This window comes from Pauljensenia sp. C0254C2, from assembly GCF_056583835.1.
Window position 1 is genome coordinate 1 of record NZ_JBWPJO010000018.1, and the last position, 22,255, is coordinate 22,255.

At 56.2% G+C, this 22,255-nt stretch carries 26 protein-coding genes; 11 read left to right on the forward strand and 15 right to left on the reverse strand.

Annotated elements, in window-relative coordinates:
• Window positions 1-791, reverse strand: a 791-nt coding sequence (locus tag AC1DA5_RS09875) for a hypothetical protein (RefSeq protein ID WP_480290090.1), incomplete at its 3' end; no start/stop codon positions are given.
• A gap of 60 nt (window positions 792-851) precedes the next feature.
• Here AC1DA5_RS09875 and AC1DA5_RS09880 point away from each other — a divergent pair.
• The 8 genes from AC1DA5_RS09880 to AC1DA5_RS09915 all read left to right on the forward strand — a co-directional run bounded on the left by AC1DA5_RS09880 (window position 852) and on the right by AC1DA5_RS09915 (window position 9,492).
• Window positions 852-1,418 carry a DUF6668 family protein gene (locus AC1DA5_RS09880; protein WP_480290092.1) on the forward strand — a complete coding sequence of 189 codons (567 nt, stop codon included), beginning with the start codon at window positions 852-854 and terminating at the stop codon, window positions 1,416-1,418.
• The gene (locus tag AC1DA5_RS09885; RefSeq protein WP_480290094.1) at window positions 1,418-1,732 is read left to right on the forward strand and encodes a hypothetical protein; all 315 of its coding nucleotides are present in this window, start codon (window positions 1,418-1,420) and stop codon (window positions 1,730-1,732) included. The genes AC1DA5_RS09880 and AC1DA5_RS09885 overlap by 1 nt, the downstream gene beginning before the upstream one ends.
• Entirely contained in the window at window positions 1,732-2,493 is a 762-nt protein-coding gene (locus tag AC1DA5_RS09890) for a DUF8175 domain-containg protein (RefSeq protein WP_480290095.1), read from the forward strand. Before AC1DA5_RS09885 ends, AC1DA5_RS09890 begins: the two co-directional genes overlap by 1 nt.
• Window positions 2,494-3,756 carry a collagen-like triple helix repeat-containing protein gene (locus AC1DA5_RS09895; protein ID WP_480290097.1) on the forward strand — a complete coding sequence of 421 codons (1,263 nt, stop codon included), beginning with the start codon at window positions 2,494-2,496 and terminating at the stop codon, window positions 3,754-3,756.
• Window positions 3,753-5,234 (forward strand): SCO6880 family protein, encoded by a 1,482-nt coding sequence (locus AC1DA5_RS09900; protein WP_480290099.1) that lies wholly within the window; start codon window positions 3,753-3,755, stop codon window positions 5,232-5,234. The genes AC1DA5_RS09895 and AC1DA5_RS09900 overlap by 4 nt, the downstream gene beginning before the upstream one ends.
• A gap of 155 nt (window positions 5,235-5,389) precedes the next feature.
• Window positions 5,390-6,706: an ATP/GTP-binding protein gene (locus AC1DA5_RS09905; RefSeq protein WP_480290100.1), complete on the forward strand. Its 1,317-nt coding sequence runs from the start codon at window positions 5,390-5,392 to the stop codon at window positions 6,704-6,706.
• Window positions 6,703-8,415 carry a type IV secretory system conjugative DNA transfer family protein gene (locus AC1DA5_RS09910; protein WP_480290102.1) on the forward strand — a complete coding sequence of 571 codons (1,713 nt, stop codon included), beginning with the start codon at window positions 6,703-6,705 and terminating at the stop codon, window positions 8,413-8,415. Before AC1DA5_RS09905 ends, AC1DA5_RS09910 begins: the two co-directional genes overlap by 4 nt.
• 15 nt (window positions 8,416-8,430) lie before the next feature.
• Window positions 8,431-9,492: a hypothetical protein gene (locus AC1DA5_RS09915; protein WP_480290103.1), complete on the forward strand. Its 1,062-nt coding sequence runs from the start codon at window positions 8,431-8,433 to the stop codon at window positions 9,490-9,492.
• Window positions 9,493-9,539: 47 nt separating this feature from the next.
• Here AC1DA5_RS09915 and AC1DA5_RS09920 read toward each other — a convergent pair whose 3' ends face one another.
• From AC1DA5_RS09920 to mobC, 3 genes are read right to left on the reverse strand one after another with little or no spacing between them, the layout of a single operon-like run.
• A complete protein-coding gene (locus tag AC1DA5_RS09920) occupies window positions 9,540-9,923 on the reverse strand; it encodes a DUF4913 domain-containing protein (protein WP_480290105.1) in 384 nt (127 codons plus the stop codon).
• Window positions 9,924-9,948: 25 nt separating this feature from the next.
• On the reverse strand, window positions 9,949-11,838 hold the full coding sequence (locus AC1DA5_RS09925; protein ID WP_480290107.1) for a relaxase/mobilization nuclease domain-containing protein: 1,890 nt from the start codon (window positions 11,836-11,838) through the stop codon (window positions 9,949-9,951).
• Complete coding sequence (gene mobC, locus AC1DA5_RS09930; protein ID WP_480290109.1) at window positions 11,835-12,251, reverse strand: plasmid mobilization relaxosome protein MobC; 417 nt, start codon at window positions 12,249-12,251, stop codon at window positions 11,835-11,837. The genes AC1DA5_RS09925 and mobC overlap by 4 nt, the downstream gene beginning before the upstream one ends.
• 526 nt (window positions 12,252-12,777) lie before the next feature.
• Between mobC and AC1DA5_RS09935 the strand changes: the two genes are divergently transcribed.
• Window positions 12,778-13,038: a hypothetical protein gene (locus AC1DA5_RS09935; protein WP_480290111.1), complete on the forward strand. Its 261-nt coding sequence runs from the start codon at window positions 12,778-12,780 to the stop codon at window positions 13,036-13,038.
• A gap of 460 nt (window positions 13,039-13,498) precedes the next feature.
• On the opposite strand, the gene AC1DA5_RS09940 is transcribed toward AC1DA5_RS09935, so the two are convergent.
• Genes AC1DA5_RS09940 through AC1DA5_RS09950 form a run of 3 tightly spaced genes read right to left on the reverse strand, consistent with a single transcriptional unit; the run spans window position 13,499 to window position 15,063 of the window.
• Window positions 13,499-14,053, reverse strand: a complete 555-nt coding sequence (locus tag AC1DA5_RS09940) for a recombinase family protein (RefSeq protein WP_480290113.1) — start codon at window positions 14,051-14,053, stop codon at window positions 13,499-13,501.
• A complete protein-coding gene (locus AC1DA5_RS09945; protein WP_480290115.1) occupies window positions 14,053-14,820 on the reverse strand; it encodes a Fic/DOC family protein in 768 nt (255 codons plus the stop codon). Before AC1DA5_RS09945 ends, AC1DA5_RS09940 begins: the two co-directional genes overlap by 1 nt.
• A 3-nt stretch (window positions 14,821-14,823) precedes the next feature.
• Complete coding sequence (locus tag AC1DA5_RS09950) at window positions 14,824-15,063, reverse strand: antitoxin VbhA family protein (protein WP_480290116.1); 240 nt, start codon at window positions 15,061-15,063, stop codon at window positions 14,824-14,826.
• A gap of 366 nt (window positions 15,064-15,429) precedes the next feature.
• On the opposite strand from AC1DA5_RS09950, the gene AC1DA5_RS09955 reads away from it, so the two are divergent.
• Window positions 15,430-15,636, forward strand: a complete 207-nt coding sequence (locus AC1DA5_RS09955; RefSeq protein ID WP_311519572.1) for a DNA cytosine methyltransferase — start codon at window positions 15,430-15,432, stop codon at window positions 15,634-15,636.
• 28 nt (window positions 15,637-15,664) lie between these two features.
• Window positions 15,665-17,335: a hypothetical protein gene (locus AC1DA5_RS09960; protein ID WP_480290118.1), complete on the forward strand. Its 1,671-nt coding sequence runs from the start codon at window positions 15,665-15,667 to the stop codon at window positions 17,333-17,335.
• 20 nt (window positions 17,336-17,355) lie between these two features.
• Here the strand turns inward: AC1DA5_RS09960 and AC1DA5_RS09965 are convergent, their stop codons facing one another.
• From AC1DA5_RS09965 to AC1DA5_RS10000, 8 genes are all read right to left on the reverse strand, one after another.
• Complete coding sequence (locus tag AC1DA5_RS09965) at window positions 17,356-18,282, reverse strand: DNA adenine methylase (protein ID WP_480290120.1); 927 nt, start codon at window positions 18,280-18,282, stop codon at window positions 17,356-17,358.
• Window positions 18,283-18,376: 94 nt separating this feature from the next.
• Window positions 18,377-18,643: a type II toxin-antitoxin system RelE family toxin gene (locus AC1DA5_RS09970; protein ID WP_480290121.1), complete on the reverse strand. Its 267-nt coding sequence runs from the start codon at window positions 18,641-18,643 to the stop codon at window positions 18,377-18,379.
• The gene (relB, locus tag AC1DA5_RS09975; RefSeq protein ID WP_101627917.1) at window positions 18,640-18,861 is read right to left on the reverse strand and encodes a type II toxin-antitoxin system RelB family antitoxin; all 222 of its coding nucleotides are present in this window, start codon (window positions 18,859-18,861) and stop codon (window positions 18,640-18,642) included. Before relB ends, AC1DA5_RS09970 begins: the two co-directional genes overlap by 4 nt.
• Window positions 18,862-19,188: 327 nt before the next feature.
• Window positions 19,189-20,334 carry an ArdC family protein gene (locus tag AC1DA5_RS09980; protein ID WP_480290123.1) on the reverse strand — a complete coding sequence of 382 codons (1,146 nt, stop codon included), beginning with the start codon at window positions 20,332-20,334 and terminating at the stop codon, window positions 19,189-19,191.
• A 1-nt stretch (window position 20,335) separates the two neighbouring features.
• On the reverse strand, window positions 20,336-20,470 hold the full coding sequence (locus AC1DA5_RS09985; protein WP_311519577.1) for a hypothetical protein: 135 nt from the start codon (window positions 20,468-20,470) through the stop codon (window positions 20,336-20,338).
• A gap of 13 nt (window positions 20,471-20,483) precedes the next feature.
• Window positions 20,484-20,858: a single-stranded DNA-binding protein gene (locus AC1DA5_RS09990; protein WP_311519578.1), complete on the reverse strand. Its 375-nt coding sequence runs from the start codon at window positions 20,856-20,858 to the stop codon at window positions 20,484-20,486.
• A gap of 44 nt (window positions 20,859-20,902) precedes the next feature.
• The gene (locus AC1DA5_RS09995) at window positions 20,903-21,835 is read right to left on the reverse strand and encodes a C40 family peptidase (RefSeq protein ID WP_480290126.1); all 933 of its coding nucleotides are present in this window, start codon (window positions 21,833-21,835) and stop codon (window positions 20,903-20,905) included.
• Entirely contained in the window at window positions 21,832-22,197 is a 366-nt protein-coding gene (locus AC1DA5_RS10000) for a glutaredoxin family protein (protein WP_480290128.1), read from the reverse strand. Before AC1DA5_RS10000 ends, AC1DA5_RS09995 begins: the two co-directional genes overlap by 4 nt.
• Between the last annotated feature and the right edge of the window lie 58 nt (window positions 22,198-22,255).

The following is a 22,255-nucleotide window of genomic DNA, read 5'->3' on the forward strand; positions in this document are numbered from 1 at the left end:
GGTGTTGGCGTTGGCTCAGGTTCGGGTTCGGGAGCCGGGGCAGGTGTTGGCGTTGGCTCAGGTTCCGGTTGGGGTGCTGATTGCGGTTCTGGCTCAGGGGCCGGGGCGGGCTTAGTGGGTTTGTCGGTTTTTTGAGTCGAAACCGGGCCGCTTGGCTGCCTGGTTGGTTCGCTTGGTTTTCCGCTGCCTGGGTGTAGCCGTGGCAGGCTGAATATGGTCGCTAGCGTAATGAGGATGATGAGCGCGTACGCGATGAGCTTTAACCGTTTGATTCGGCTCGGCTTATCCATGCTTTCACCCAGCTTGTGCGTTGCAGGTTCTGGTTCTTCTGCTAGCGTTTCCTCTTTTACGTTTTGAGGCTCTTGGTCATCTGCTTCTTCTGAGATCACCGGTTGTGCGTGGACTTGGGGTGGAAGGCTGGCTTGTTTGTGCAGGGTTTGGGGCAGGAGCTGGGTGTGGGTCAGCTCGTCGTGTTCACGGGTGCCACCAATGCCAGCATTGCTGGCATTGGTGGTGGTGGTGGGGGTTTGTGTGCTGTCGCTCTGATCTGGGGTGTGGTGGGTGTCTATGTCTCCGTTTGGGTGGACGCTCATGTGGTAGGTGCCCTCTGGGCCGGTTGCTTTGACGGGGAGGGTGCGCCCGTAGTGGGCCGCGATGGAGGCTGCTATGTTCATGGCTTGCCGGTGAACGGTTGGCCCTGGTGGTAGTTGGGTTTGGGTGATGCCCGCGCTGGCGATGGTGATGGTGCCGTCAGTGTTTTGGGTGATGGTAATCGGTGGCCAGGCGGTCATTTCTCGTCCTTGTTTTGGGTGTGTGCGCACGTTCTACGTAGTACGTAGAAGGGAGCGCACATGAGTGAAGCAAATCCGTGGGCTAGTCCGCCTGTTGCGCCAGTAAAGGCGCCCGCGCCGGTACGGCCGGAGCGGGTGCGTGTGTGGAAGCCGGGCGCGCAGGTGTCGATGACGGGCGGGTTGCCGATTGTGTCGGCTCAGGGCCAGGAGTGTCCGCTGTGGGTGGTTGCCGCTCATGGTGGGGCTGGGGCCACGTCGTGGGCGAGGCTTCTTGGCGCGGGCGATGCTGGCGTGTCTTGGCCTGATTCGAGTGGGTTTACCCGCGCAGTGGTGGTAGCTCGCAATAGTTATGTGGGGCTTCGCGCCGCGCAGTCGGCGGCTATCCAGTGGGCTTCTGGCCAGGTAGAGCGAGTGGAGCTGGCAGGCTTGGTCTTGTCTGCCGACGCGCCGGGTAGGCCAGTGAAAGAGCTGGTGGAGCTACGCAGGCGAGTAGAGGGAGCGTTCCCGCGCGTGTGGCTGGTTTCGTTCCAGCCCGCTTGGCGTTCGCAACTGGCGTGGCAGGCTCCACCTTCGCGTGAGGTTCGCAAGGTGTTGAAAGATTTGTCTTTGATTGGAAAGGAAGTTTAATGACTGTTTTTTCTAAGGGCGCTGCCCTGATTGGTGCGGGCAAGGCACGCCTGTTTGCGGGTTTGGCAGGTTTGGAGTTGAACCCGGTTCCTGTGGCTCCACCGGGCGTGGAGGCGCGGGTCCAGACGATTTTGAACTGGCTTATGTGGATTGCCGGGGCAACGGTGATTGTGGGCTTCATTGTTGGCGGCATTATGCTGGCGGTTTCTAATGAGCGCGGCATGGGTAATGAGAACGTGCGCCGTATCGGGTTTGTGATTATGGGGGCGGTCGTGATCGCAGCGGCTGCGGCTCTGGCGAAAGCATTGCTGTAATGGCGGGGGAAGAAAAGGCGGTTAATACTCTGGTCCGCCCAGGGTTTATTGTTTCTGCCTTGCTGGTTGTCGCTTTGATCGTGGGACTGGCGTTCTTATTGTTTACCCGCGAGAACACTGACAAACCCGGTGGTGATAAGCCTGTTGAAGTCTCATCTACGACGCAGGTAAGTGGGGGCGCAGCCCAGTCTGGTTCAGCTGAGGAGGCAACTCGGGCTGAGTCTGATTCGGTGTGCGGGCTTGTTGCCCGTGACCGGGTGGTTCCAACTTCGGCATTGCCGTCTGTGCCAGTGGATGGTGGCGCTCGTATTCAGGTGCCCAGTATTGACGGGTATGGGCCGGGCGTGACGGAGGGCGTGTCGCATTGTTTTGCGCATAACCCGTCTGGTGCGATTCTTGCGGCTGCTAACTTCCTTACTTGGTTTTCATCTAAGGAACAGCTCGATGAGGTGGTTCCCACTCTCATGGCTGCAGGGTCTAATCGGGACCGGTTGGAGTCCCAGATTAAGGCCGAATGGCAAGGCGAGACTGGTTCGCCTTTGACTATTCGCGGGTTTAAGTATGAAGATCGCGGGCCTGATAACGCGATGGTAGTTCTCGCTGTTTCGCATGTGGCTTTCCCTGACAAGATCGCGGGGTTCCCGGTGGTGCTGGTTTGGCAGGACGGGGATTGGAAGGTGGAGGCTCCATCTACTGATTCTTGGGGTGAGCGGGTTATTGATTCGCTTCCTTTAGAAGGGTTTGTGGAGTGGGGCGCGTAAATGTGTCATTTTTGGGAGCTGTCTTGCAACATTAATGAGGCCGTGTCTGAGGCGAGTGAGAGCATTATTGCCCAGTGGGCGTTCAACATCATTCAAGATGTGTCGGCCACTTTGGTGAAGGTGGGCACGGCATGGATAGGCGTTGGCACACCTAGCCTGACTGGAGCCGATTCTGCGGTTGGTTTTATCCATTCCACCACTCGCCTTCTCGTACTGGCTTTAGCTATCGGCTCGTTTGTGGTGGCTGGTATTCATTTGTCCTTGTCTAAGCGCGGGGAGGGGGCGATGAACGTCTTGCAAGGCTTGTTGGCTCTGGCGTTGGTTTCAAGCGTTTCTGTTGGCGCAGGTCAGCTTTTGGTGGAGGCTTCAGATGAGTTCTCCACGTGGGTTATTGGCTTGGCCGTGGAGGGTGATGCAGGCCAGTTTGGCGGCAAGATTCTAAACGTTACTGGCATTACCGGCAGCCTAGGTTTAACGGTTTTGATCGTGGGTGGTTTGGGCGCACTGTTGGCAAACATGGTCCAGGTCGGCCTGATGTTTATCCGCTCATCGATGCTGATTTTGCTGGTTGGGATCATGCCTTTGGCGGCGGCTACGTTTTCTACCAAGTGGGGTAGGGCGTGGTTAGGCAAGATCATCGCCTGGTTTTTCGCGTTCTTAATGTTCAAACCGGCCGCGTCAATTATTTACGCGGTGGCGATCAAGTTGGTGCAGGGCGAGTCGTGGTCTATTGCAGATGGTGATGAGCTAACTCGTTTCATTACCGGGGTAATCATGCTTATTTTGGCGGTGCTGTCGTTGCCCGCACTGATTACTTTCATGGTTCCGGCCACCGAAGCGCTCAGTAGTGGCGGTGGCGGCGGTGCTGGTGCAGGTGTGGGCGCTGTTTTGGCTACTGGCGCGATGACTGTCGCGCGAGGTGCGGGAGCGGCCGCGAGTGGTGGTGCTACCGAAGTGGCAGGCGCTGCCCTTGGCGTAGCCCAATCAGCTCACGGGGCGGTTAATAGCGCGGTTTCGGGGGGTCCTAGTGGCGGTGGTGAGAATAGTTCGCCTGGAGCTTCTGGCCCGGCAGGAGCTAGTGGTTCTAACGGTCAAGACGGTGCGGCAGGCCCGTCTGGAGCTAGCGGCCAGACGGGAGCTAGTGGACAAGACGGCGCGGACGGGACCACTGCTGGTTCGGCTCCATCGGGTGCTAGTGACGCGGCAGATACGAGTGGTGGCTCTTCTGGCGGGCCTAGTGGCGGGCAGGAGGCTCAGCGGTGAGTGATGAGGCGGTAAAGGTCCGCACTTATGGTAACTGGCGGGTTCCACGCCGGGCAGGTTTCGGAAAGCTCGGTTTTGGTGAGTCCTTGATTATTTTGCTTGGCCTAGCCGTGGTTTCGGTGGTGGCCATGTCTAAAGGCGTGATGCTGGGTGCGCTTGTGGCCGTGTTGTGGTCAGGCGCGGTGTTGCTTGCGATTACGCGCGACGTGCACGGAGTATCGGTTTTAGAAAGGATTGGGCAAAAGATGCGGTTTCGACGGGCTGCGCGTAGGAAGTCAAACATTCACGCTTCTGGCGGCCTTGCGGTTGATCCTACGCAGGGTAAGTGCCACTTGCCAGGAATGTTAAGCCCTTCGCGTCTTAGTGAGCATAAGGACTCCTATGAGCGGCCCTACGGGCTGATTGAGCATGGGGATGGCACGCTGAGCGTGGTCTTGTCTGTCTCACCGGAGGGAGGCGGGCTGACCGACCAGGACACGGTAGATCACCAGGTGGCATTGTGGGGCATGTGGCTTGGCGACTTGGGCGGCCAAATGGGCGTGGCCCAGGCCAGCGTATGTGTGGAGACGATTCCTGATAGTGGGGATAGGCTTCGCCGTGAGGTGGGTGCGCGCATGAGCGAGCAAGCCCCACTGGTAGCCCGCCAGATTCTGACCCGCGTGGTCGATGATTATGGGCAGGGCGCGGCGCGGGTGCGCGCGTGGATTACGATCACGTTTGACCCGTCCAAGATGGGCGCTTCGGCTAAGAAGCGCACACAAGTTGTTTCACGTATTTCTTCGGACTTGCCCGGTCTTACTCAAACGCTGATGGGCACGGGCGCGGGCGGAGTGCATCTTTTGACCGCGCGTGAGGTGTGTCAGCTCACGCGCGTGGCTTACGATCCGGCGAGTGAAGCCTTGTTTGAGCAGGCAGCGAACGCGGGTGAACAAGTGGCTTTGACGTGGGAGGATGCCGGACCTATGAGGGCGGTGGCCCAGTGGGATCATTACCGGCATGATTCTGGTCTTTCACGCACGTGGGTAATGTCGCGGCCCGCGCGCGGATACGTCCAATCGGGCGTGCTACGCAAGATTTTAGAGCCCTCTCGTGACGTTCAGCGCAAGCGCGTGACGATTGTTTACCGGCCTTTGGACGCGGCGAAGGCTCCAGGAGCGGCGGATGCGGATGTGAACCGCGCAGCGGCACGGGTGGAGAACACGCCTCGCCCTACCGCTACTGCGCGCAGGGAGCTTCGCGCAGCCCAGCAGGTGGCAGATGAGGAAGCATCGGGCGCGGGCTTGTTGGATTTCGCGCTGATTATTAGTGCCACAACTAGCGGTGATGAGCTCGATGATACTTCTAGCGCGGTCCAGGCACTGGCCGCTTCTTCACGCCTTTTGGTGCGCCCAGCTTATGGTGCGCAAGATAGCGCGTTCGCGCTCGGCTTGCCTTTGGGGCTTCGCCCCGCTTCGCAAGCATTGTCTGGAGGCTGGTAGTCGTGGCGTTTGTAACCGACTTGGTATCAGCCCTTTTCACAAGCTCTACTACTGGTAGTAGGGGCAGGCCTGGTTCTGGCACGGTAGCTAATCATCCGGTTATCCAGCCGTGGCGTGCCACGTCCAAACAGGTGTGCGGACTTTTCCCTTTCATCGTGGGTTCGAACACGGCTTTAGTAGGAGCGCCCCTTGGCCGTGCGTTGCACGGCGGTGGCGCAGTGTGCGCCGACGAAATCTCATGGTTTGAGCGCGGTTTGATTAGTGCCCCGTCGGCAATGGTGCTGGGGTTGAATGGTTTGGGTAAGTCGTCCCTGGTTCGGCGCATGATTACCGCCTCGGCCGGGTTCGGAGTACACACGATGGTTCTGGGCGACATTAAGCCAGACTATGTGGCTTTGATTGAAGCCCTTGGCGGGCAGGTCATCAGTATTGAGCATGGTGGTGCGGGCATTAACCCGCTCGATGCTGGAAATGTTGGCCAGGCTGTGGAGTTGTTGGAAGCAGCAGGCAAGTTTGAGGACCGAGACAAGCTCCTGGCTGCAGCTCATGAGCGTAAGAAAGACATGGTGTGCTCGCTGATCCACATTATTCGTCGCACGCCGCCCTCGGATAGGGAGGAGACGATTGTTGACGAGGCCATCCGTATTTTGGAGACCTTTGATCGGCCGGTAGTGTTAGCTGATTTGTTAGAAGTGGTGCGCACCGCTCCAGATGAGCTACGCGCAGCCGCACTTGATCGCGGCGATATTAACCACTACAGGGCGGTCACTGAGAGTTTGGAAGCCTCTCTCATGGCTTTATTGTCGGGCCGTTTTGGCGGACTGTTCGCGGTGGAGACAACCACGCCGATGATGATGGACCGCTCCGTTGTGTTTGACGTGTCGGCGTTTAAGGAAGCCTCAGAGGACCTACAAGCCGCGTTGTTGCTTGCTACGTGGTCTTACGGGTTTGCGACCGTGGAGATTGCGCAGACACTGGCTGACGCGGGCGTTGCCCCGCGCAGGCGTTACAAGATTGTCATGGATGAGTTGTGGCGTATCTTGCGCGCCTCATCGGGCTTGGTTGAGCGTATTGACTCTCTGACTCGTCTGAACCGCACGGTTGGTGTGGGTCAGCTTATGGTCACGCACTCGATGGCTGATTTTGATGCTTTAGCTTCGCCGGCCGACCGGCTCAAAGCCCTGGGGTTTGTAGAGCGGTCCAAAATGCTGTTTTTGGGTGGCCTTCCTGCTCGTGAGATGGAGCTGTTGGAGGGCGTGTTTGCTTTGACTGAGAAGGAAAAGTCGATGCTCACTTCGTGGAACGCTCCGGGCACGTATGACCCCACTACGGGTAGGGACGCCCCGCCCCTTGGCATGGGTAAGTTCATGTTGAAAACCTCCAACGCTCCAGGCACACCGTTCCAGGTACGTTTCGTGGCTGGCGAGGCGGCCTTGTCGGATACGAACCAAAGGTGGAACAAGAGAAGATGAGTTGGCGCGATGATGTGTCAACGTGGGAACCGTCCACTGTTGTAATGGCCTTGTTTATCGCCATTGTGAGCGTTGCCAGCCTGCTTATCACTCTTGGCGCGCACGCGTGGGCGCTGGCGCGTGGGGTTGAGGGGGTTTCGTGGAACCCGTTGAGTCTCATGATCGAGGTGTGTACTGGCCGGCTTGACCCGACCGGCGAGGTGTATGGGTGGATTGGCGGGGTAGGGGGTGTCCTAATCGTTCTTGTCCTCACCGCTCTGGTGGTGGCGCTTTCGCGCCGCTCTAAGCGTTCTAGGCGTGGTGATGAGGCGGCGAAGTGGGCTGGTAGGGGCAAAGATATTGAGCCGATCACGAAGGCGGCTCTGGCCGCTAAAGCGAAGCGTTTAGGCGTCAGTGGCGGCCTCGGGTTTCCGGTGGGGCGCACTGTGGCGGGTGACATGGCGGTGATGTCCTCGTTTGAGGACGTGTGCATCACTATTGCAGGCCCACGTACAGGTAAGACGACCTCGTGGGTGGTGCCCCGCATTTTCGCTGCTCCAGGCGCGGTTGTTGCCACGTCTAACAAGCGCGACATAGTAGATGAGACCCGCCCGCGCCGAGCCCAGGCCACAGGTGAGCAAACGTGGGTGTTTGACCCCCAAGGCCTCGCTGGGCAACAACAGTCGTGGTGGTGGAACCCGCTGTCGTACGTAACTGATTATGTGCAGGCAGGCGCGTTGGCGGACATGTTTTTATCTGCTGAGGACGTGTCGAATAAGGATGGCAACGACATGTGGGATCAGTGGGCGTGCCAACTGATCGCCCCGATGCTGCTGGCGGCAGCCACAGCAGGCAAGCCACTCACCGCTTTGCATGCGTGGCTGGCTGACCAGACCAATGATGAGCCGGTTCTTTTGCTACGCAAGTTAGCTGGCGAGGGTGCTGCGGAAGATGTGCGAGATGATCTGCTTAAGGCCGCTACCAGCCTGGAAGGGTTCATGGGTATGCCTGCTGAAACGCGCGGCAGTGTGTATGGCGGCGCGGTGCGGATCATGCACTTTTTGAATAACACGCGCCTGATGCGGTGGGTCACCCCAGCGGAGGGTGTGCCTGAGTTTGACCCACGCAAGTTTGTTAAGACCAAGCAAACCTTGTATTGCTTATCGCAGGAAGGACGCGGGAGTGCAACCCAGATTGTCACCCCGCTTACTGTGGCCGTGGTTGAAGCCGCCACGGCCTACGCCACGAGCCAACCTGGCGGTAGGTTAGCTACCCCCATGCTGATCGAGTTGGACGAGGCGGCGAACGTGTGTCGGTGGAATGAACTACCCTCCCAGTATTCCCATTTTGGTTCTCGCGGGCTGTGCGTTGACACGGTGCTGCAGTCGTGGAGTCAAGGCGAACGCGTGTGGGGCGATAAGGGCATGAAGGCCCTCTGGTCGGCCGCGAATGTGAAGGTGTATGGCGGTGGCGTGTCAGAGCCAGAATTCTTGCGCAACCTCTCAGAACTGATTGGTACACATTGGGTGGACTCTACCCAGATTTCTAGCTCAAGCCAGGGCCGGTCGTATTCGACATCTAAAGCTTCCCAGCAAAGGCCCATTGCAACCGTGTCGGACTTGCAGGCTCTCCCCCAGGGCAGGGCGTGGGTGTTCGCTTCTGGGGCGGTAGCCACCTTAGTGCGTCTGATCCCGTTTTGGGACCAGGAAGATTATCAGCCGGTGAAGTAATCAAGGGAGAATATTATGGCAGATCAAGTGGTGAATGAGACCAGCGCGGAAATGGTGCGCGCATGGCGGGTAGCGATGGCGGTGGGCCGTTTCATGGCTATGCGCAGAGAACAAGCCTTACGCAAGGCTGAACAGTCCTCAGCCCAGCATGAGAGAGCGTTGCGAAGGGCGATTGAGGATGAGCGGCTGTTGGCTCAGAAGGTTTACGAGCAAGCGCTTAACGACACGTGGTGGCACACCGCCGTCGAAGATGACGCGGCCTACGTTTATGGGGTGGCACGCAGGTTTAGCGATATTGACCCCCAGGCCGAGTTAGCTGCGCGCAGGTGTGAGAGGGAGGCTAAAGAGCGGTGGGGCATTGACGTTCACGGCCCACTGGCAAGTCCAAGTGATATGCCCAGCGTGGACGAGGCGCTCCGAGACGCGCCCGTCCTCGATGGGGAGGACGCGGCCGAGTTAAAACCGGCTGTGCAGGAAGTGTTATACCGGGCCTATCAGGACGGGGACTATCAGATGGTGGGGATGGGCCGGGCTGAAGCTATTTTGGACTACGTGCAAGAGCAGAAGGACACTGCTCCAGATTGGCTTAATAGTCTCTGGGAAGAAGATTTATCCCAGTGGCTAGATGGGGACGCTCATATCGTGCAGCGGGTGCGCGATATTTATCCCGACATTAAAGCAGCTGAGCAGATGCAAGCCGAAGCTAGGGGCATGGCCGTTCACGCCCAGCACGAGGCGCGCGTTGAAGGCAGGGAGGGGCGCGAGGCGAGCCAGGAGCTAGAGGCGGGCGAGTCTAGCGGGGGTGCAGAAGACACGGCGGTGAAGGAGATGAGCGAAGCCAGACAGGCCGGGCGCGGGGCTGAGGCGGCGTGGGATACGATGCAGGCCCGACAGGCGCACGCTCAGTCGTTGCTCGACAAGGGAGCGGACCCGCAAGCGGTGCGCGCGGCGATGACGGCCGATAAGGGATTGCACCAGCCCGCACGCTTGGCCACGCGCAAGAGCGGTAAGACGAACGCTTCACGCGCGCGCGTGCCGAGCCAGAAGGCGGTGCGTGTACAGACCCGCCACATGTAGACCGAGTGAGACGGCGGCCGACACTACCTGGTGTCGGCCGCTCGTCATTATTCGCGCGGAGCGATAACTTGAGGGTCGGCTGGCTCGCACGGTAGTTCCCCATCAGGGTGAGGCCTCAGGTCACGATGTCCACTCTCGACGCTACAGCCTTTGAAGGGGCCGTCATTGTCGAGCAGTACCGTCATGATTGGATCAGCGTAGCTCACCAGCCACTGCGCAGATGCTACTGGCCCGTCGTTGACACGCATGTGCTCCCAGGCAAGCCATAAGGCTTGTAGGCGGTAGACCGCTTCGTCATGTTTCCACCATTGTGGGCACCAGGTCATCCGTCCTTTAGGTAGGGCGCGGTCGTAGATGCGCACAAGAAAACTACGCACGAACACGTCCACGGTGGGGTAGTACAAGTCTGGGGTTTGTTCTTCGTTGCTCATACCTACCGCGTAGGGTGTGCGCGCACTAGCGGGAGCGGGACTGCCCCCGCTTGGGTGGTAGCCACGTTGGTGGCATGTTTGGGTGGCGGGTGGGGCCGACCTTTTTGATCTGTGGGACCTCCCCGATGCCGGGTAGTGGCGGCCGCTCACGGTTCGGCGTGTCATCACTGCCAGCACTGTCGTCATTCGAGGTCAAGTTTTGGTACATTTCAGCGATGTAGTCACGATAGGTATTACCGGTAGGCTTATCTCTCTGCTCTGTTGGACTGGTAAAGCCTGGGGGAGTGGCAAGCCAGGGGTTGCGCTTGCCGGTACGTTCACTCTCGGCCTCGCGAGCGGGTTCACCTACACTTACGTCAGCCAGTGCCAGCTCGATGATCTGCTCAGGTGAAAGGGCTTGCTGCGGTGTGGTCGCGGCCTCTGGTAGCGCATCTTGTTGCAATGGCACCTGCTCGGCGTGCAGGTGTGGGGCTTCCATGCGTACCCGCTCATACACTGCTTGCGCATCGCGTAGCATCGCGGCCGCAGTGTTGGTTTGTTGAGCTTGCCGGTATAGGTCGGCCAACGTTTTTACTAGCTCCATTGTTGCCACTAGGGCGAGCGCGTAGGAGACTTCACTGTTCTTTGGAGTGATCGCAGTACTGAGTAGTTGCGCTCCAAGGACAACCCACGGGCTTGTCCCACTCTTTTGTGAGGGCCGGTGTTTGAGTTGAGCGCTACGCCCCACTTGGCGCGCACAGTAGTCCAACGCGCCTCGCATCTCATCACTCAACTCGCCCTGGTGTGCGGCGGCCGCGAGTAGCCCAGCCACATCGTTAGTGGCGTTAGCAAGCGCGAGCCGGTCAGTTGGATCAACCTTGCTCAGCTCGTCGCGGAAGATTTCCAGGCGGCGCTTGTGACCAAGCCACTCCTCCCGCGTGTATGAGCGACGCCCGCCTCCTAAGGGCATACCCTTCCAGGCGTCTTGCCACGCGGCCACAGCGTCAGTGGCGGACTCGATAGTGTCGGGCCAACGCTCACGAAGCGCACGAAGCGTGAGGTCACGCGCGATGGACCCGCCCGCATACCATTGCGTCTTGACGCCCGGCTTAGTGTGTAGCGCTGCGGAGTATCCCACCACCACGTCGGTGCGTCCTTTAGCAAAGCGCGGGCGCAACCTCACGCCCAGGTCACGGGCGCGGGCAATGAAGTCCACCTCGCTAGTCGCAGCCTTGGACGCTGCGCGCAAGCGTGACTCCAGCGCGGCACGGTCGGTCACGTGCTTGCCCTCCCGTGCTGCAGCGTTGAGTGCTTGAGCACTGTCGCACTTGGAGCTGCGCGCGTGTTCGCGCGACTCAACAATGCGCAGTCCGTACTTGTGCTCAAGCGTGTTGCACGCGCGCTGGCTGCGCGGTTGATCGTTCCAGGAGTTCCACCTAGTGCCATCTTCGCGAACAATGTTCGCGGCAATGTGAATGTGGTCTCCACCGTTCTTGGATGTGCCGTGATGGATGGCAACCCACCGGCACTCAGACTTACCCGACGCGGCGGTGAGCTCCATCTCGTCCATGAAGTCGCGCGCGATTGCTGCCCACTTGTCCTCAGACAGTGGACCCTCATCGGGGGACAGGGACAACGAACAGTGCCACACGTGGTTTGGACCGTAGTCAACGACGCGCGTCTTACCTATCTCAGGATCAAACTTGCGGATAGGTCCGCGCACGAAGCGTTCGGTCTCGTGCATGAACGAGTCGAGGTAGTTCGCTATCTCGCTTGCTTGAGCAAGCGAGAGTTCCGACCAGTCGCCCCACCGGTTCATGATGGTGCTTGACCCAGCCACTAGGTGCGGCTCTGTGTGTTCGTTCGCGCGTCCAGGGCCAACCAGGTAGCGCATGAGGCCGCCAGTGTCGCCGCCATCAACAATGTTGGGCATCATCGGCGCACACTCGCAAGCAAATAGTTGATCTCATCAACGCTACGCTCAACTTGGCCGAGCACGTAATCAATATGTTGAGGCAACTCCTGTTTGACGTGAGCGTAGCGAGTGAGCTGGTTGAGGTTGTTCGCCAAGCCGGTGAGCTTGCGACGGTAATCACGCAAGTCGCCAATAACCTCGCCAAGATTGTCGGTATCAATTTCTTGTGCCGAAGCTGGGTGCAACGCAGCATGGACGAGAGTACGAGACAAGGACCAGCCTTGATTGTTCGCCTTAGCTTCAAGCAACGCCCGCTCACTACTTGTTAAGTGAACACGCAACGACGAACGCTGAACACCGCCGATCGATTTAGGCGCGCGACGAACATTGCGCGGTGCAACGCGACGCCCACCGGCTTTGTCCGACTCGCTCATCACTCACAGTCTCCTCAGCGTAGCGACCCGAAGGGATCACACTCCTAGTGTGCACCAGGTAGAACCCCGTGTCTACCTGCAAGCCTGATAATGGTACCATTATCATATAGCTTGCTCCCCGGGCTCCCGCGCACACTGTTGTGTGCGCTAGGGCGCAGTGAACGCACCGTGTGCGATTACTTGGCGTGGGGTGCAAGCTACATGGATGTGGCGTGACCGGCGTCTGCGATACGTTCCGGCGCGAGTTGTGGAGCGCGCGAGTGCGACGGCGAGGCGCGTGGATGGCTCCCCTTGTGTTGCGATGGTGAAGCGCAAGCGCGCAGTGCTGCGCTGCGAGACGCGATCGCTTTTGATAGGCGTCGTGTGCGTGTGTGGCCGCGTTGCCAGTAGTTGTCGTCTGCGCTTGTTCGAGCGTGTTGTGGGTTCGGTTTGGTTTGGTGGTTGTGCGCGTGTGTGCGCGCACAACCTACGTGGCTTACGAAGCCATTAACACTTGGCTTTTCATGAAGTGAAAGGAACACGTTTAATGTCAAACCAATTCGATCCCGTGGCCAAACTGTTGAACCAAGACGAGAACAGGGAGCGCACTGTGCGCGAACTCGGCCAAGCGATGATCCAACTTGAAGAAGCCGTATCTTCCTACAAGGACGCATACAAGGTAGCTACTGACGCGGGCTGGACCAAGCGTGAACTAAACGCTGCAGGGTTCTTCGACGTAGTGAAGCTACCCAAGGTGAGAAAGATCGACGCGCTCACCCCAAGCACGTTCGATAAGGACGAGCAATAAGAACAAAGGCGTGCTAACCCAAACGGGTTAGCACGCCTTAAACAAATCTCGCGCGCTCCTTGTTGCCACCACAGGTGGCTCAGAAGAAGTGAGGCCACGCCCCGCGTGGTCGATAGGGGTTGTGCACATTTGTGGGCGGCACGTCCGTCCACACTTGGGTGCAAGCCAGTCGGCATGGCTTGTGGTAAACATGCGACACCAAGGCGAGTGTCGGTTTTCCACACGCCAGGCCGCACACGCCCCGCGTGAACCCGGCCGCGCCATGCGCGGCCAAACCTCGGGCAAGAGCTACCCGTGGGGTTTCGACAACCGCCCATTATTGCCACTATCGTTTGAAGTAGCGGACTGCTTCCCCGCACTTGCGGGGATGCCCCGATTTTTTCAATCTAATGGTTTCGTCCGCTTACCTATTCCCTGCGCTAGCGGGGATAAGTTAAGACCCTCCATGTGAGGGCCTTAACTATTTGTGAGGGTTTAAGGCTCTTGAAACGGTGGAGCGGCTAACGCCGAGAACTCTGGCGATTTCAGCGTTATTAGAGCCATTTTCTTGCATGGCTCTAGCGGTCTTTAACCGTTCTGGTGTCATGAGCGTGGGCCGCCCGCCAAGCCGTCCCTGAGAACGCGCGGCGGCAAGTCCCGCTCGTGTTCGCTCTCTAATGAGGTCGCGCTCGAACTGGGCAAAGGCTGCAGCCATGTGGAACACCAACCGGCCACCCGGCGTAGTAGTGTCGATCGATTCGGTAAGGGAGCGAAACTCAATGCCGCGCTTGTCTAGGTCCTCAATAACCTCAACAAGGTGGGGTAGTGAGCGGCCTAAGCGGTCGAGTTTCCACACTACAAGCGTGTCACCCTCACGCAAGTAGTCCATTGCCTTGTCTAGCTGCGGCCGCACGGTTTTTGCTCCCGAGGCATGGTCGGTGAAGATGCGACTACACCCAGCTTGCGTGAGAGCGTCTATTTGTCCGTCCAGGTGCTGCTCAAAAGTAGACACGCGCGCATATCCAATAAGACTCATTACAACCCCCGTCCATAACCGTGATTCCTACCCCTGCTTTGACGCGGTTTAGGCGCAAGGTGCCGCGTTGGATGGTCTAGCTTCTTGAGCTGCGGTACTTCTCCGATGTCCGGCAAAGGTGGGCGAACGGCCGGGTTCGGGGTTGATATTTTCTCAAAGACTGGAATGAGCGAGTCGGGCACTACCTCGTAAGAGCCAAGGTCGGGGCCAGATAAGGCGCTCGCTTGGTTCCATTCGCGAGGTGTGACGTGGTCAAACCGTAGCGTGAAATTGGATAATTGGGCAACGTGGTGCAGAAATACTTTGCCTGCTCGGCCATTACCTTCTCTAAAAGGATGGGCTTGGTTAAGTAGGGCATAAACGGTCGCGATCTGTGCGCTAAAGCCTGTTTTATCCAGCGTGTTCCACTTCGTTCTCTCAACAAGATCGTGCATATCATTCAAGTAGCGATCAATCATCGTTACATCGGCAAAGGATGAGTAACCCTTGGCGATGCCTACCGTCCGGTATTGCCCTGCCCACTCGTACACGTGTTGGAAAATGTAGCTATGCAATGACCGCAGGTGAGCGGAGTCAAAAGTGCGCTCTATAGCGACTTGGTTGGTTTCAAGTTCGTAAAGCCTAGAAGCTGTTTCGACTTTCTCGAATTGTTTAAGAAGTTCTACGTCGCGCTCCCCGAATAGATTTCGTAGCGTTCCTTGTCTCGTGTCGGGGTCGTATGTTTCAGGGTAGAAATACGATTCCCAAGACTCATAAAATTTGGGCATGTCTTAAGCACTTGTACGGGCAAGTTTCGTCTGCGCACGCACCGTTGCGTGTGCTCTAACCCGGTACTCGTCAGCATCGATAATACCTGCGGCGTAGTCGGTAAGGTTTTCGACATCTTCTCTGGTCATCTCGAATCCCTCATGCCACAATGCGGCAAGTGTGTTGAGCACGCCGAGTCGTTGTTGCTCATCAAGATTTTGGAACAATTCGGGCCATCGTTGCTCAATATCAAAAGTGCACATAATACCTCCCACGTGTTACTTGAATTTTACCGCAGGTGCGTGCATTACTCAATGGGTGACGGTTCTACACGGGTAGGGTTTTGGGCGCTAGTTGTGCACGTTTTGTTTGCCTGGTTTCAAGCGGTTTCTGATTTTGGTAGTGAGTGCGTGCATTATCGGTCGATAATGCACGCACTCATCGAGGTGCACCATAGTAGGCGCGGGCTAGGTCTCGGCCTCGCGAGATAGGCAGGGTCGGGTTCGTTAAAGGTAAAGTCGGTGACACGTGTTCATCGAGGAGTGTGGGTGAAACAAAATTGGTCGCATGGTTCTGTAGGGTTGAGATAGCTGAAACAGGTTGAGGTGTGTGCGGGTAGGGGAGTTGGCATGAGCGTAGTGGGTGTTGAGCTGTTCGCTGGCGGTGGAGGATTAGCGCTTGGGCTTGAGCAAGCCGGAGTTAAAGGTCTGGCATACGTAGAAATAGATAAAGATGCGTGTGAAACGTTGAGACAGAATCGCCCCGATTGGAATGTGATTGAGGGTGATATTGCGCGTAATAAGTACAGGTTTTGCTTAAAATTAGTCCAACGTTAGGAGAATAATGTATCGGTGGCCCTTGCCTGTGAAGTTAGTAGCTCTGGAGGAACTAGAGCTTGACCTACGTAATTATCGTCTGCCGATACGTGTAACCGACGAGCATCAAGCAATGCTGTATATGTTGGAGAATGAGAAGATATTCGAACTAGTAGAAGAGATTCTTAAATACGGTTATCTGGATAATGAGTTCCCCCTTGTGGTAGCTGATGGATCTAGATTCAAAGTTGTTGAAGGCAACCGGCGGGTTACAGCACTTAAACTACTGAATGATTCGACTTTGATTGAAAAATATGGGCCAGACAAGTCCCACCGGTATAAGCGCCTCAAAAACAAATATCAGGACAGCTACGCGAGTATTCCATCGCAAATCCGAGTGATGGTCGCTGATTCTGAGGAAGAACTCCAGCCGCATATCGCCCGCCTTCATACAAAAATATCGAAAAAGCAATGGAGCACTGAGCAGCAAGCACAGTTTTATTACGCACAAATTGAGGCGGGCACTACGATTGCACAGCTCAAAGAGCGATATAACATAGGCTCGCGCCTCAAGCGCCTGTTACAAACCGCATCGTTTTCTCATCTAGTTGAAGAGCTCGCACGACGTTTGGATGAAGAATCGGTCAAACGATTAAAAACGATTAAGCCATCTCCACTCGAATACGCCTTAAAGGTAGATGAAATACGTGCCATAGTTGGAATAGAGTTCTCTCCAAGCGGGCTTCTATCCCCAGAGGGAAAAACAGCAGAGATAGCTAACACACTCACTGATAATAATCTGAATGCGCTCCTGCGATTAGCAATGCTGATGACAGATGAAGATCCGAAGCTAAACACGCGACACCCAGCGTTAAACGGAGATAGAAAAGCCCTAGAGATCGTTTTGCAATATCTCGAATGCGACGAGAAGCCTGTCGGAACTGGCAAGGCTCACACAGGTGAGTCAAGCGCGGTCATCAATGAACCGGCTACGCATCATCCCGATCCTGTTTCCACTTCTAACGTGTCATCGCTTACTGAAGTCCCGCAATCGCAGACGCGCGTGCAACAATCCGATGGCCATCATAGTGACATAGCGGACCATGAAGAGCTACATAATGTTACTCCCGAAGATGCCGATGCAGACTTGCAACAGCAATTAAAACAAAGCCTGAAGGGCGCCGAAGGTGACGATACCAACCATGTAGGAAATAAATTCGCACATCTAGGACTGCGAATCGACGATAGCAAGAATTTTATGGACGCCAATGCCCTAGTCCTCGGGATCCTTGAACACGGGGACCTTCCACAGCGGGGCTCTTCTAGCAGGCAGACAAAGCTCTATGTCCTAGCCCCAGCACTTAGACCAATCTTCGAACTTACTCTGGCCGGTTTGAGAGCATCCAATATTGAAGGATTACAGCTGGAAAAACAGGGCGGCTCACGACTCCAAAACGATGTTGAGCAGGTTACAGATAAGCTCTGTGACCCGGAGTTTATTAGGTACCTATCTGAGCAGTTTCCAAGACTCGGAGGGTTCCTCTCAGCCAAGTCGACCATCACGAATTGCAACTTCGTCAGGTCCGCAACAATAGTTGGTAACACCGCGTCTCATGGTTCTTACCGCAATCTATCTGAAGATACGTTGAAAAGCGCATTTAATGATGCTGTGCTCTTTGCGCTTTTGTGTCAACAATACGCTGTATACAAGAGGGGGTAGTGGTTGGTGATATCTTGTAGTTAAGTTACAGTATTGTGGCCAATTTCCCTTACTATCGGCGCCAGGTTCGCTGATGCGACCAGGATCTCTTTTGCTTTTGTTTTCTTGTGCGCGGAATAATTGATGGACAAGGGGATGCAATAATCCACCTCGTACAATTCATGCACCAATGGGTGGTCGTCGTAAGTCAAAATCCAGTTCCCATCAGGATAATCATGAATTGTGGCTGCTAGCCCTTTGTGGTCATAATCTTCAAACGCATTTAAATACAAGCGTTTCCCAGCCTGAACGTAAGGTGGGTCAACATACAACAAGGTCTGCTTGTCATTTCCATAGTCGTTGATCACACTACGGCCGTCTTCATTTGTGACAGTTATTTTTCTTAAATGGGGAATCAATGCTTCCACACGTCTCACAAGAGTATCCCGGTTGAATCGGGCATCCATCTTGTAATTGCCTGTTTGGGTCTTCCCTCCAATCACGCCCGCGTTTAATATTCCTGACCGATTTGTCCTATTTAGGTAAAAAAACGCTAAACCCAGTTCAGCAGAAGGCGAGGAGCCCGCCTTGTAAATCGCTCGCTGACAATGCCACTCTTGCATGGTTAGAGGGACAGAATCAATGAAGTCAACGAGCCGTTGTGGGTCCGTTACTAGCAAGCGCCAAAACGAATATACGGCCGGGTCAAGATCGTTTATATGTAGATGGACAATCTGTCCTGTCAACAAGAGAGCCAGGCCAGCTCCCGCACCACCGGCGTAAGGCTCGACATATCGGCTAAGATGTCGGTTGTGAGCGAGGATGTCGGCGAAAAATTCGGCGAGTTTCGCCTTCCCCCCAGGGTAACGTAATGGTGCAAACACTGAGTGCGCGTGCCTTGCCACAATACGCAGAGGTTCGGTAGAAGGTAGGGCCTCTACGCCCACGGCCACCTTATCTAACCCCATGTGTCCTCCTTGCCCCCAATAATAAACGAGAAAATGGTAGCCTTTTACGTCTACGTTCATTCGCGTCCAGACTGCCGTACTTCGCCGTTTTTGCTTAGCGGTATATCTCGCGTCTGTGCCCGATGGAAATAGCCAAGATAGAAAGCTTATCGTCTTTGATTTCGGCGATGAGTCGATAGTCGCCGATGCGATAGCGCCATAAGCCAGCGAGATTGCCTGTTAAGGCTTTGCCGTGAATACGCGGGTTGTCGGCTTCCATGAGGTTTTTAGTAATCCAGCCTTTGATGATTCGTTGGGTGTAGTGGTCGAGCTTTTTAAATTCTTTATCGAATTCTTTGGATGTTTCTAAACGCCAGTTCATAGCCCGCACTCGTCCCATAATTCTTCAATAGGGCGAGTTTTATATCCGTCTCGTGCCCACTCGTTCAGAGCTTCTTGGGCTATCTGTACGTCGTATTCGTCCTCGATACGTTCGAACAGTGCTTGCTTGAATGCTTCACCTAAAGAAATCCCGTGCAAGTGCGAATAGCTCGTGGCTAGCTTGCGTTCTTTCTCGCTAAGTCTGATTGAAAAAGCCATGTAACGCCTCCTAACGTACTTTTAGTACATTGTACTGCTTTTTGCGTTATTTGTCAATGGTTGGCCGGACAAAGCCAGTCCTGTTTTCTTGAAGTGGCGGGGGTGCGGAGGGGCAAAGCCCCCTACCCGCACAACGAGCGCTTTCAACGCTCATAGTGCAGTGGTCGCGCCCATACAATGAGCGACGCGCTAACGAGGTTCAGGTGCTTTAACTCCTGAACCTCGTTAGCGGCACAAGTCGCTCAGGGACGCGATAGAGACAGTCAAGAGCACCGTGGAATAAATCGGACTGAGCGAAGCAAAAATGACCAGCGTTTAAGCTGGTTCCTATCTGTGCAGGGCTGGGCTCGCGGTTTGGTGTGGTGTGCGCCGGGTGGTGGGGTGTCTGGTTGGATGGTCAAGCTTCTTGATTTGCGGGACCTCCCCTATGCCGGGTAGTGGTGGTTTTGAGCGTGCGGGTGTTGTTTCGCGGGCTTCTTCTGCTTGGGATTGTTCGTGCTGGCGGGTTTGTACGCGCTCTAAAGTTTCTACCGCTTCTTCGCTGGGGGTTTGCGGGTTGAGCTGGTCGATGATCCAGTTCGAGTTTTGGATTACTCGCTCCCCGGTGGCGAGGATGGTTTCTTCGTCCGCGTCTGCCCACCCGGCGATGTATCCGGTTGAGTATTCGACCGTGTCTAGGCCGAAGTATTTACTGACTAGGTAGGCGCATGACTCGGCTTCTACTTCTTTGATTCCCCTGTGCATGGACTCAGTTTGATCTACCTGGTCCATGTGTAGGCGGGCGTGATTGATCTCGTGGATGAGGGTTTTGAACTGGTGGCCCTCGGGCGCGTCCGTAGCTATTGCAATGGTTTTCGCGCCTTGCTCCTCGATCATCGGCCGCATTGTTACCCCGTATGCGCCGCCAAGAGCTTTGCGCGTGGTTTCTTTGTATGTGTATCCAAGGTCTGCCACGATCTGTTTAGCGCGTTGCCATAGTTCTTCGGAGCGCTGCCCGGTTACTTGGGGTAGGTCTTTACCCTTGATTGGCTCGCCGTCGGTTTGGTGGTAGCCAAATGTGGGCCGCACGGTAAACCCTGTGACCGCGCGCTTCCAGATAATGTCTTTCTTGTCGTACTTATCTAGCTCGTCTTTGTCTATTGGCCGGTCCTCACCTTTTAGGAAGGGAAGCTTGTAGATGACGGGGGCTAGAACTTGGTAGCTGTTTTCTCCTTTTTGGACTTGTCTACCTAGCTTTTTCCAAGCGGTGTAGGAAGCAAACGATGATTCCATGCTTCCTCGCTTGCTGGCCTGGTTGTGGAGCCACACTAGGTTGCGGAATGAATACTGAGGCATTTGCGCCATGTAGTCCAGCATGTCTTTCCACGTCTGGGTGTCTTTGAACCGGGCAGCGGCGGCGGCTATTTCTTCGTGAGCTTTCGCAAGTTTCGCCTCACGTTCTTCCCTGGCTTGTTCTTTGCTTGGCCTGGCCATGTTAGTTGCCTACCTGCCCGGTTTCAGCTTCGAGAGCTTGGACTCGTTGTGCAAGCTGTTCGATCTGGTCTTGCTGGTTTTGGACCTGCTCGATGAGGGTTTCTACGAGTTCTAGCGTGGTGTATTGGTTTTCCATTTTTCTCTCCTGGTTAGTTGTCTTTGCTGTTTTGGGTGATGATGTGTAGTTCTTGGCGGGCAATGTCTGCTCCAATGTGGTCTACCCACACGTCGTGGGCTACTCGTTCTTGCCCGTCTTGACTGGTGTAATTGCGGGCACGGTAGGTGCCGGTGAAGATGATGGCGGCGTTGCCGTTGAGTTCTTGGAAGTCTTTTAGTTTCACGGCCGCCTTGCCTTGGACTCGTAGGTAGTAGGCGGTTGTGGCCGCGTCTTCCCATTTGCCGCTTTCTGGGTCTTTTGCCCGGTCGTTCACGATCACGGTTGCGCGCACGTGGTGGGTGCCGTCATCGCTGACGGTGAGTTTGACTGGGCCTGCAAGGTTTCCAGCTCGTACTATGTAGCTCACGGTTTCACACTCCTAAAATGTGGTCGTTGGTTTGTTGTTTTGGCTTAGATGCGCACGGCTTGCCAGTGCATGCCGAGCCAATAAGCGGTGTCTAGGGGTACTTGTTCGACGTGTCCACCCACGTCGGGGGCGTGGATCATGAGCCGGTTGCCACTGGGGTCTTTACCTGCGTAGATGCCGATGTGGTGGTAGTGGCCGCTGCCCCTTGTGGCGAAGCCGATCAGGTCGCCTGGTTGTAGGGCTAATTCATCCACTGGCGTGCCTGCTTGGGTGATGATTTGGTGTGCGGTGCGCACGTTGAGGGGTTGGTCGAGGTCGGCGTAGACTCGCACGATGAGGCCCGAACAGTCCAGTCCGGCTGCTGTGGTGCCTCCCCACACATAAGGGGTGCCAAGATATTTTTGGGCAGTGGCCACTACAGAGGAGGCTGAGACACTTCTTTGAGTGTATTTTCCGGCCAGCTGTTTGATTTTGGTTACGTAGTCTTGTGTTTCAGAGTATGGGGGTATGCCCCTATGTTGTTGGACGGCTCCAGCACCTGCGTTGTATGCGGCTAGGGCAAGATCAACCACGTTTCCTACCGCTTGCCCGCTAGCCACGTAGCTTTTCACAATGTCTACTAGCCCGCACATGAACCGTCCTTGGCTGGCGATAGCGTCGATAGGGTCGAACGGGTCGGCTACGCCGTCCCCGTTTGCGTCTACCCCGTTGCTTTTCCATGTGGCGGGCATGAACTGGGCGATGCCTTGCGCCCCTGCTGGGCTCACAGCGCTAGCGTCCCACCCGGATTCAGCTTCGATTTGTCCGGCGATAAGGCTGGGCGTGATTTCGGTGCAGATACTGCCCGCTTCCATCACGGCTTGCACGTATTCGGGGGGCACTCCCTCCAAGCCTGTTCCTGCTCCTTGGGCGTCGCCTCCAGCCATCATGAGAGGCAAAAGCATTAACGGGGCTGCGGCGATGAGAGACGTTTTCACAGCCCGCGCCCTTGACCGTGCTCGTCGGTTACACCGTGATCGAGGTTCCTAGGGTGGCTGGGGCTGCTGGTAACGCTCGAGTGGCCGGTGTTTGCGTGCCCCGCCTGGTCTGGTTTGGTGTAAGGGGTTGCGAGGGCGATGATTTCGCGGATGCGTTCAGGGTTAAACCCAGACGAGCGACCCGTTTGGGTTTCGATGATCGGGGCAGATAGTAGGCCTTCGTTTTTGAACTGCTCTACCAGGTCGGGCCGCTTACTTAAGTCAATGGCGGTGTAGGTGATTCCTGCCTTGTCCAGCTTGCGTTGGGTCAGGGCACAACCTGGACAGTGCGGGGTGGTGTAAATAGTAATGTTTTCGCTCATACCTACTGCGTAGGGTGTGCGCGCACAGTTAAGGCCCACGCCTTTTGGCGCGGGCCTT

Coding starts and splice junctions, on each gene's coding strand:
- AC1DA5_RS09950 (WP_480290116.1), bottom strand. CDS start 15,063: ATGTGCACTTTTGATATTGAGCAACGATGGCCCGAATTGTTCCAAAAT.
- AC1DA5_RS09895 (WP_480290097.1), top strand. CDS start 2,494: ATGTGTCATTTTTGGGAGCTGTCTTGCAACATTAATGAGGCCGTGTCT.
- AC1DA5_RS09890 (WP_480290095.1), top strand. CDS start 1,732: ATGGCGGGGGAAGAAAAGGCGGTTAATACTCTGGTCCGCCCAGGGTTT.
- AC1DA5_RS10000 (WP_480290128.1), bottom strand. CDS start 22,197: ATGAGCGAAAACATTACTATTTACACCACCCCGCACTGTCCAGGTTGT.
- AC1DA5_RS09915 (WP_480290103.1), top strand. CDS start 8,431: ATGGCAGATCAAGTGGTGAATGAGACCAGCGCGGAAATGGTGCGCGCA.
- AC1DA5_RS09970 (WP_480290121.1), bottom strand. CDS start 18,643: ATGAACTGGCGTTTAGAAACATCCAAAGAATTCGATAAAGAATTTAAA.
- mobC (WP_480290109.1), bottom strand. CDS start 12,251: ATGAGCGAGTCGGACAAAGCCGGTGGGCGTCGCGTTGCACCGCGCAAT.
- AC1DA5_RS09965 (WP_480290120.1), bottom strand. CDS start 18,282: ATGGGGTTAGATAAGGTGGCCGTGGGCGTAGAGGCCCTACCTTCTACC.
- relB (WP_101627917.1), bottom strand. CDS start 18,861: ATGGCTTTTTCAATCAGACTTAGCGAGAAAGAACGCAAGCTAGCCACG.
- AC1DA5_RS09940 (WP_480290113.1), bottom strand. CDS start 14,053: ATGAGTCTTATTGGATATGCGCGCGTGTCTACTTTTGAGCAGCACCTG.
- AC1DA5_RS09985 (WP_311519577.1), bottom strand. CDS start 20,470: ATGGAAAACCAATACACCACGCTAGAACTCGTAGAAACCCTCATCGAG.
- AC1DA5_RS09955 (WP_311519572.1), top strand. CDS start 15,430: ATGAGCGTAGTGGGTGTTGAGCTGTTCGCTGGCGGTGGAGGATTAGCG.
- AC1DA5_RS09910 (WP_480290102.1), top strand. CDS start 6,703: ATGAGTTGGCGCGATGATGTGTCAACGTGGGAACCGTCCACTGTTGTA.
- AC1DA5_RS09935 (WP_480290111.1), top strand. CDS start 12,778: ATGTCAAACCAATTCGATCCCGTGGCCAAACTGTTGAACCAAGACGAG.
- AC1DA5_RS09945 (WP_480290115.1), bottom strand. CDS start 14,820: ATGCCCAAATTTTATGAGTCTTGGGAATCGTATTTCTACCCTGAAACA.
- AC1DA5_RS09880 (WP_480290092.1), top strand. CDS start 852: ATGAGTGAAGCAAATCCGTGGGCTAGTCCGCCTGTTGCGCCAGTAAAG.
- AC1DA5_RS09980 (WP_480290123.1), bottom strand. CDS start 20,334: ATGGCCAGGCCAAGCAAAGAACAAGCCAGGGAAGAACGTGAGGCGAAA.
- AC1DA5_RS09920 (WP_480290105.1), bottom strand. CDS start 9,923: ATGAGCAACGAAGAACAAACCCCAGACTTGTACTACCCCACCGTGGAC.
- AC1DA5_RS09885 (WP_480290094.1), top strand. CDS start 1,418: ATGACTGTTTTTTCTAAGGGCGCTGCCCTGATTGGTGCGGGCAAGGCA.
- AC1DA5_RS09925 (WP_480290107.1), bottom strand. CDS start 11,838: ATGATGCCCAACATTGTTGATGGCGGCGACACTGGCGGCCTCATGCGC.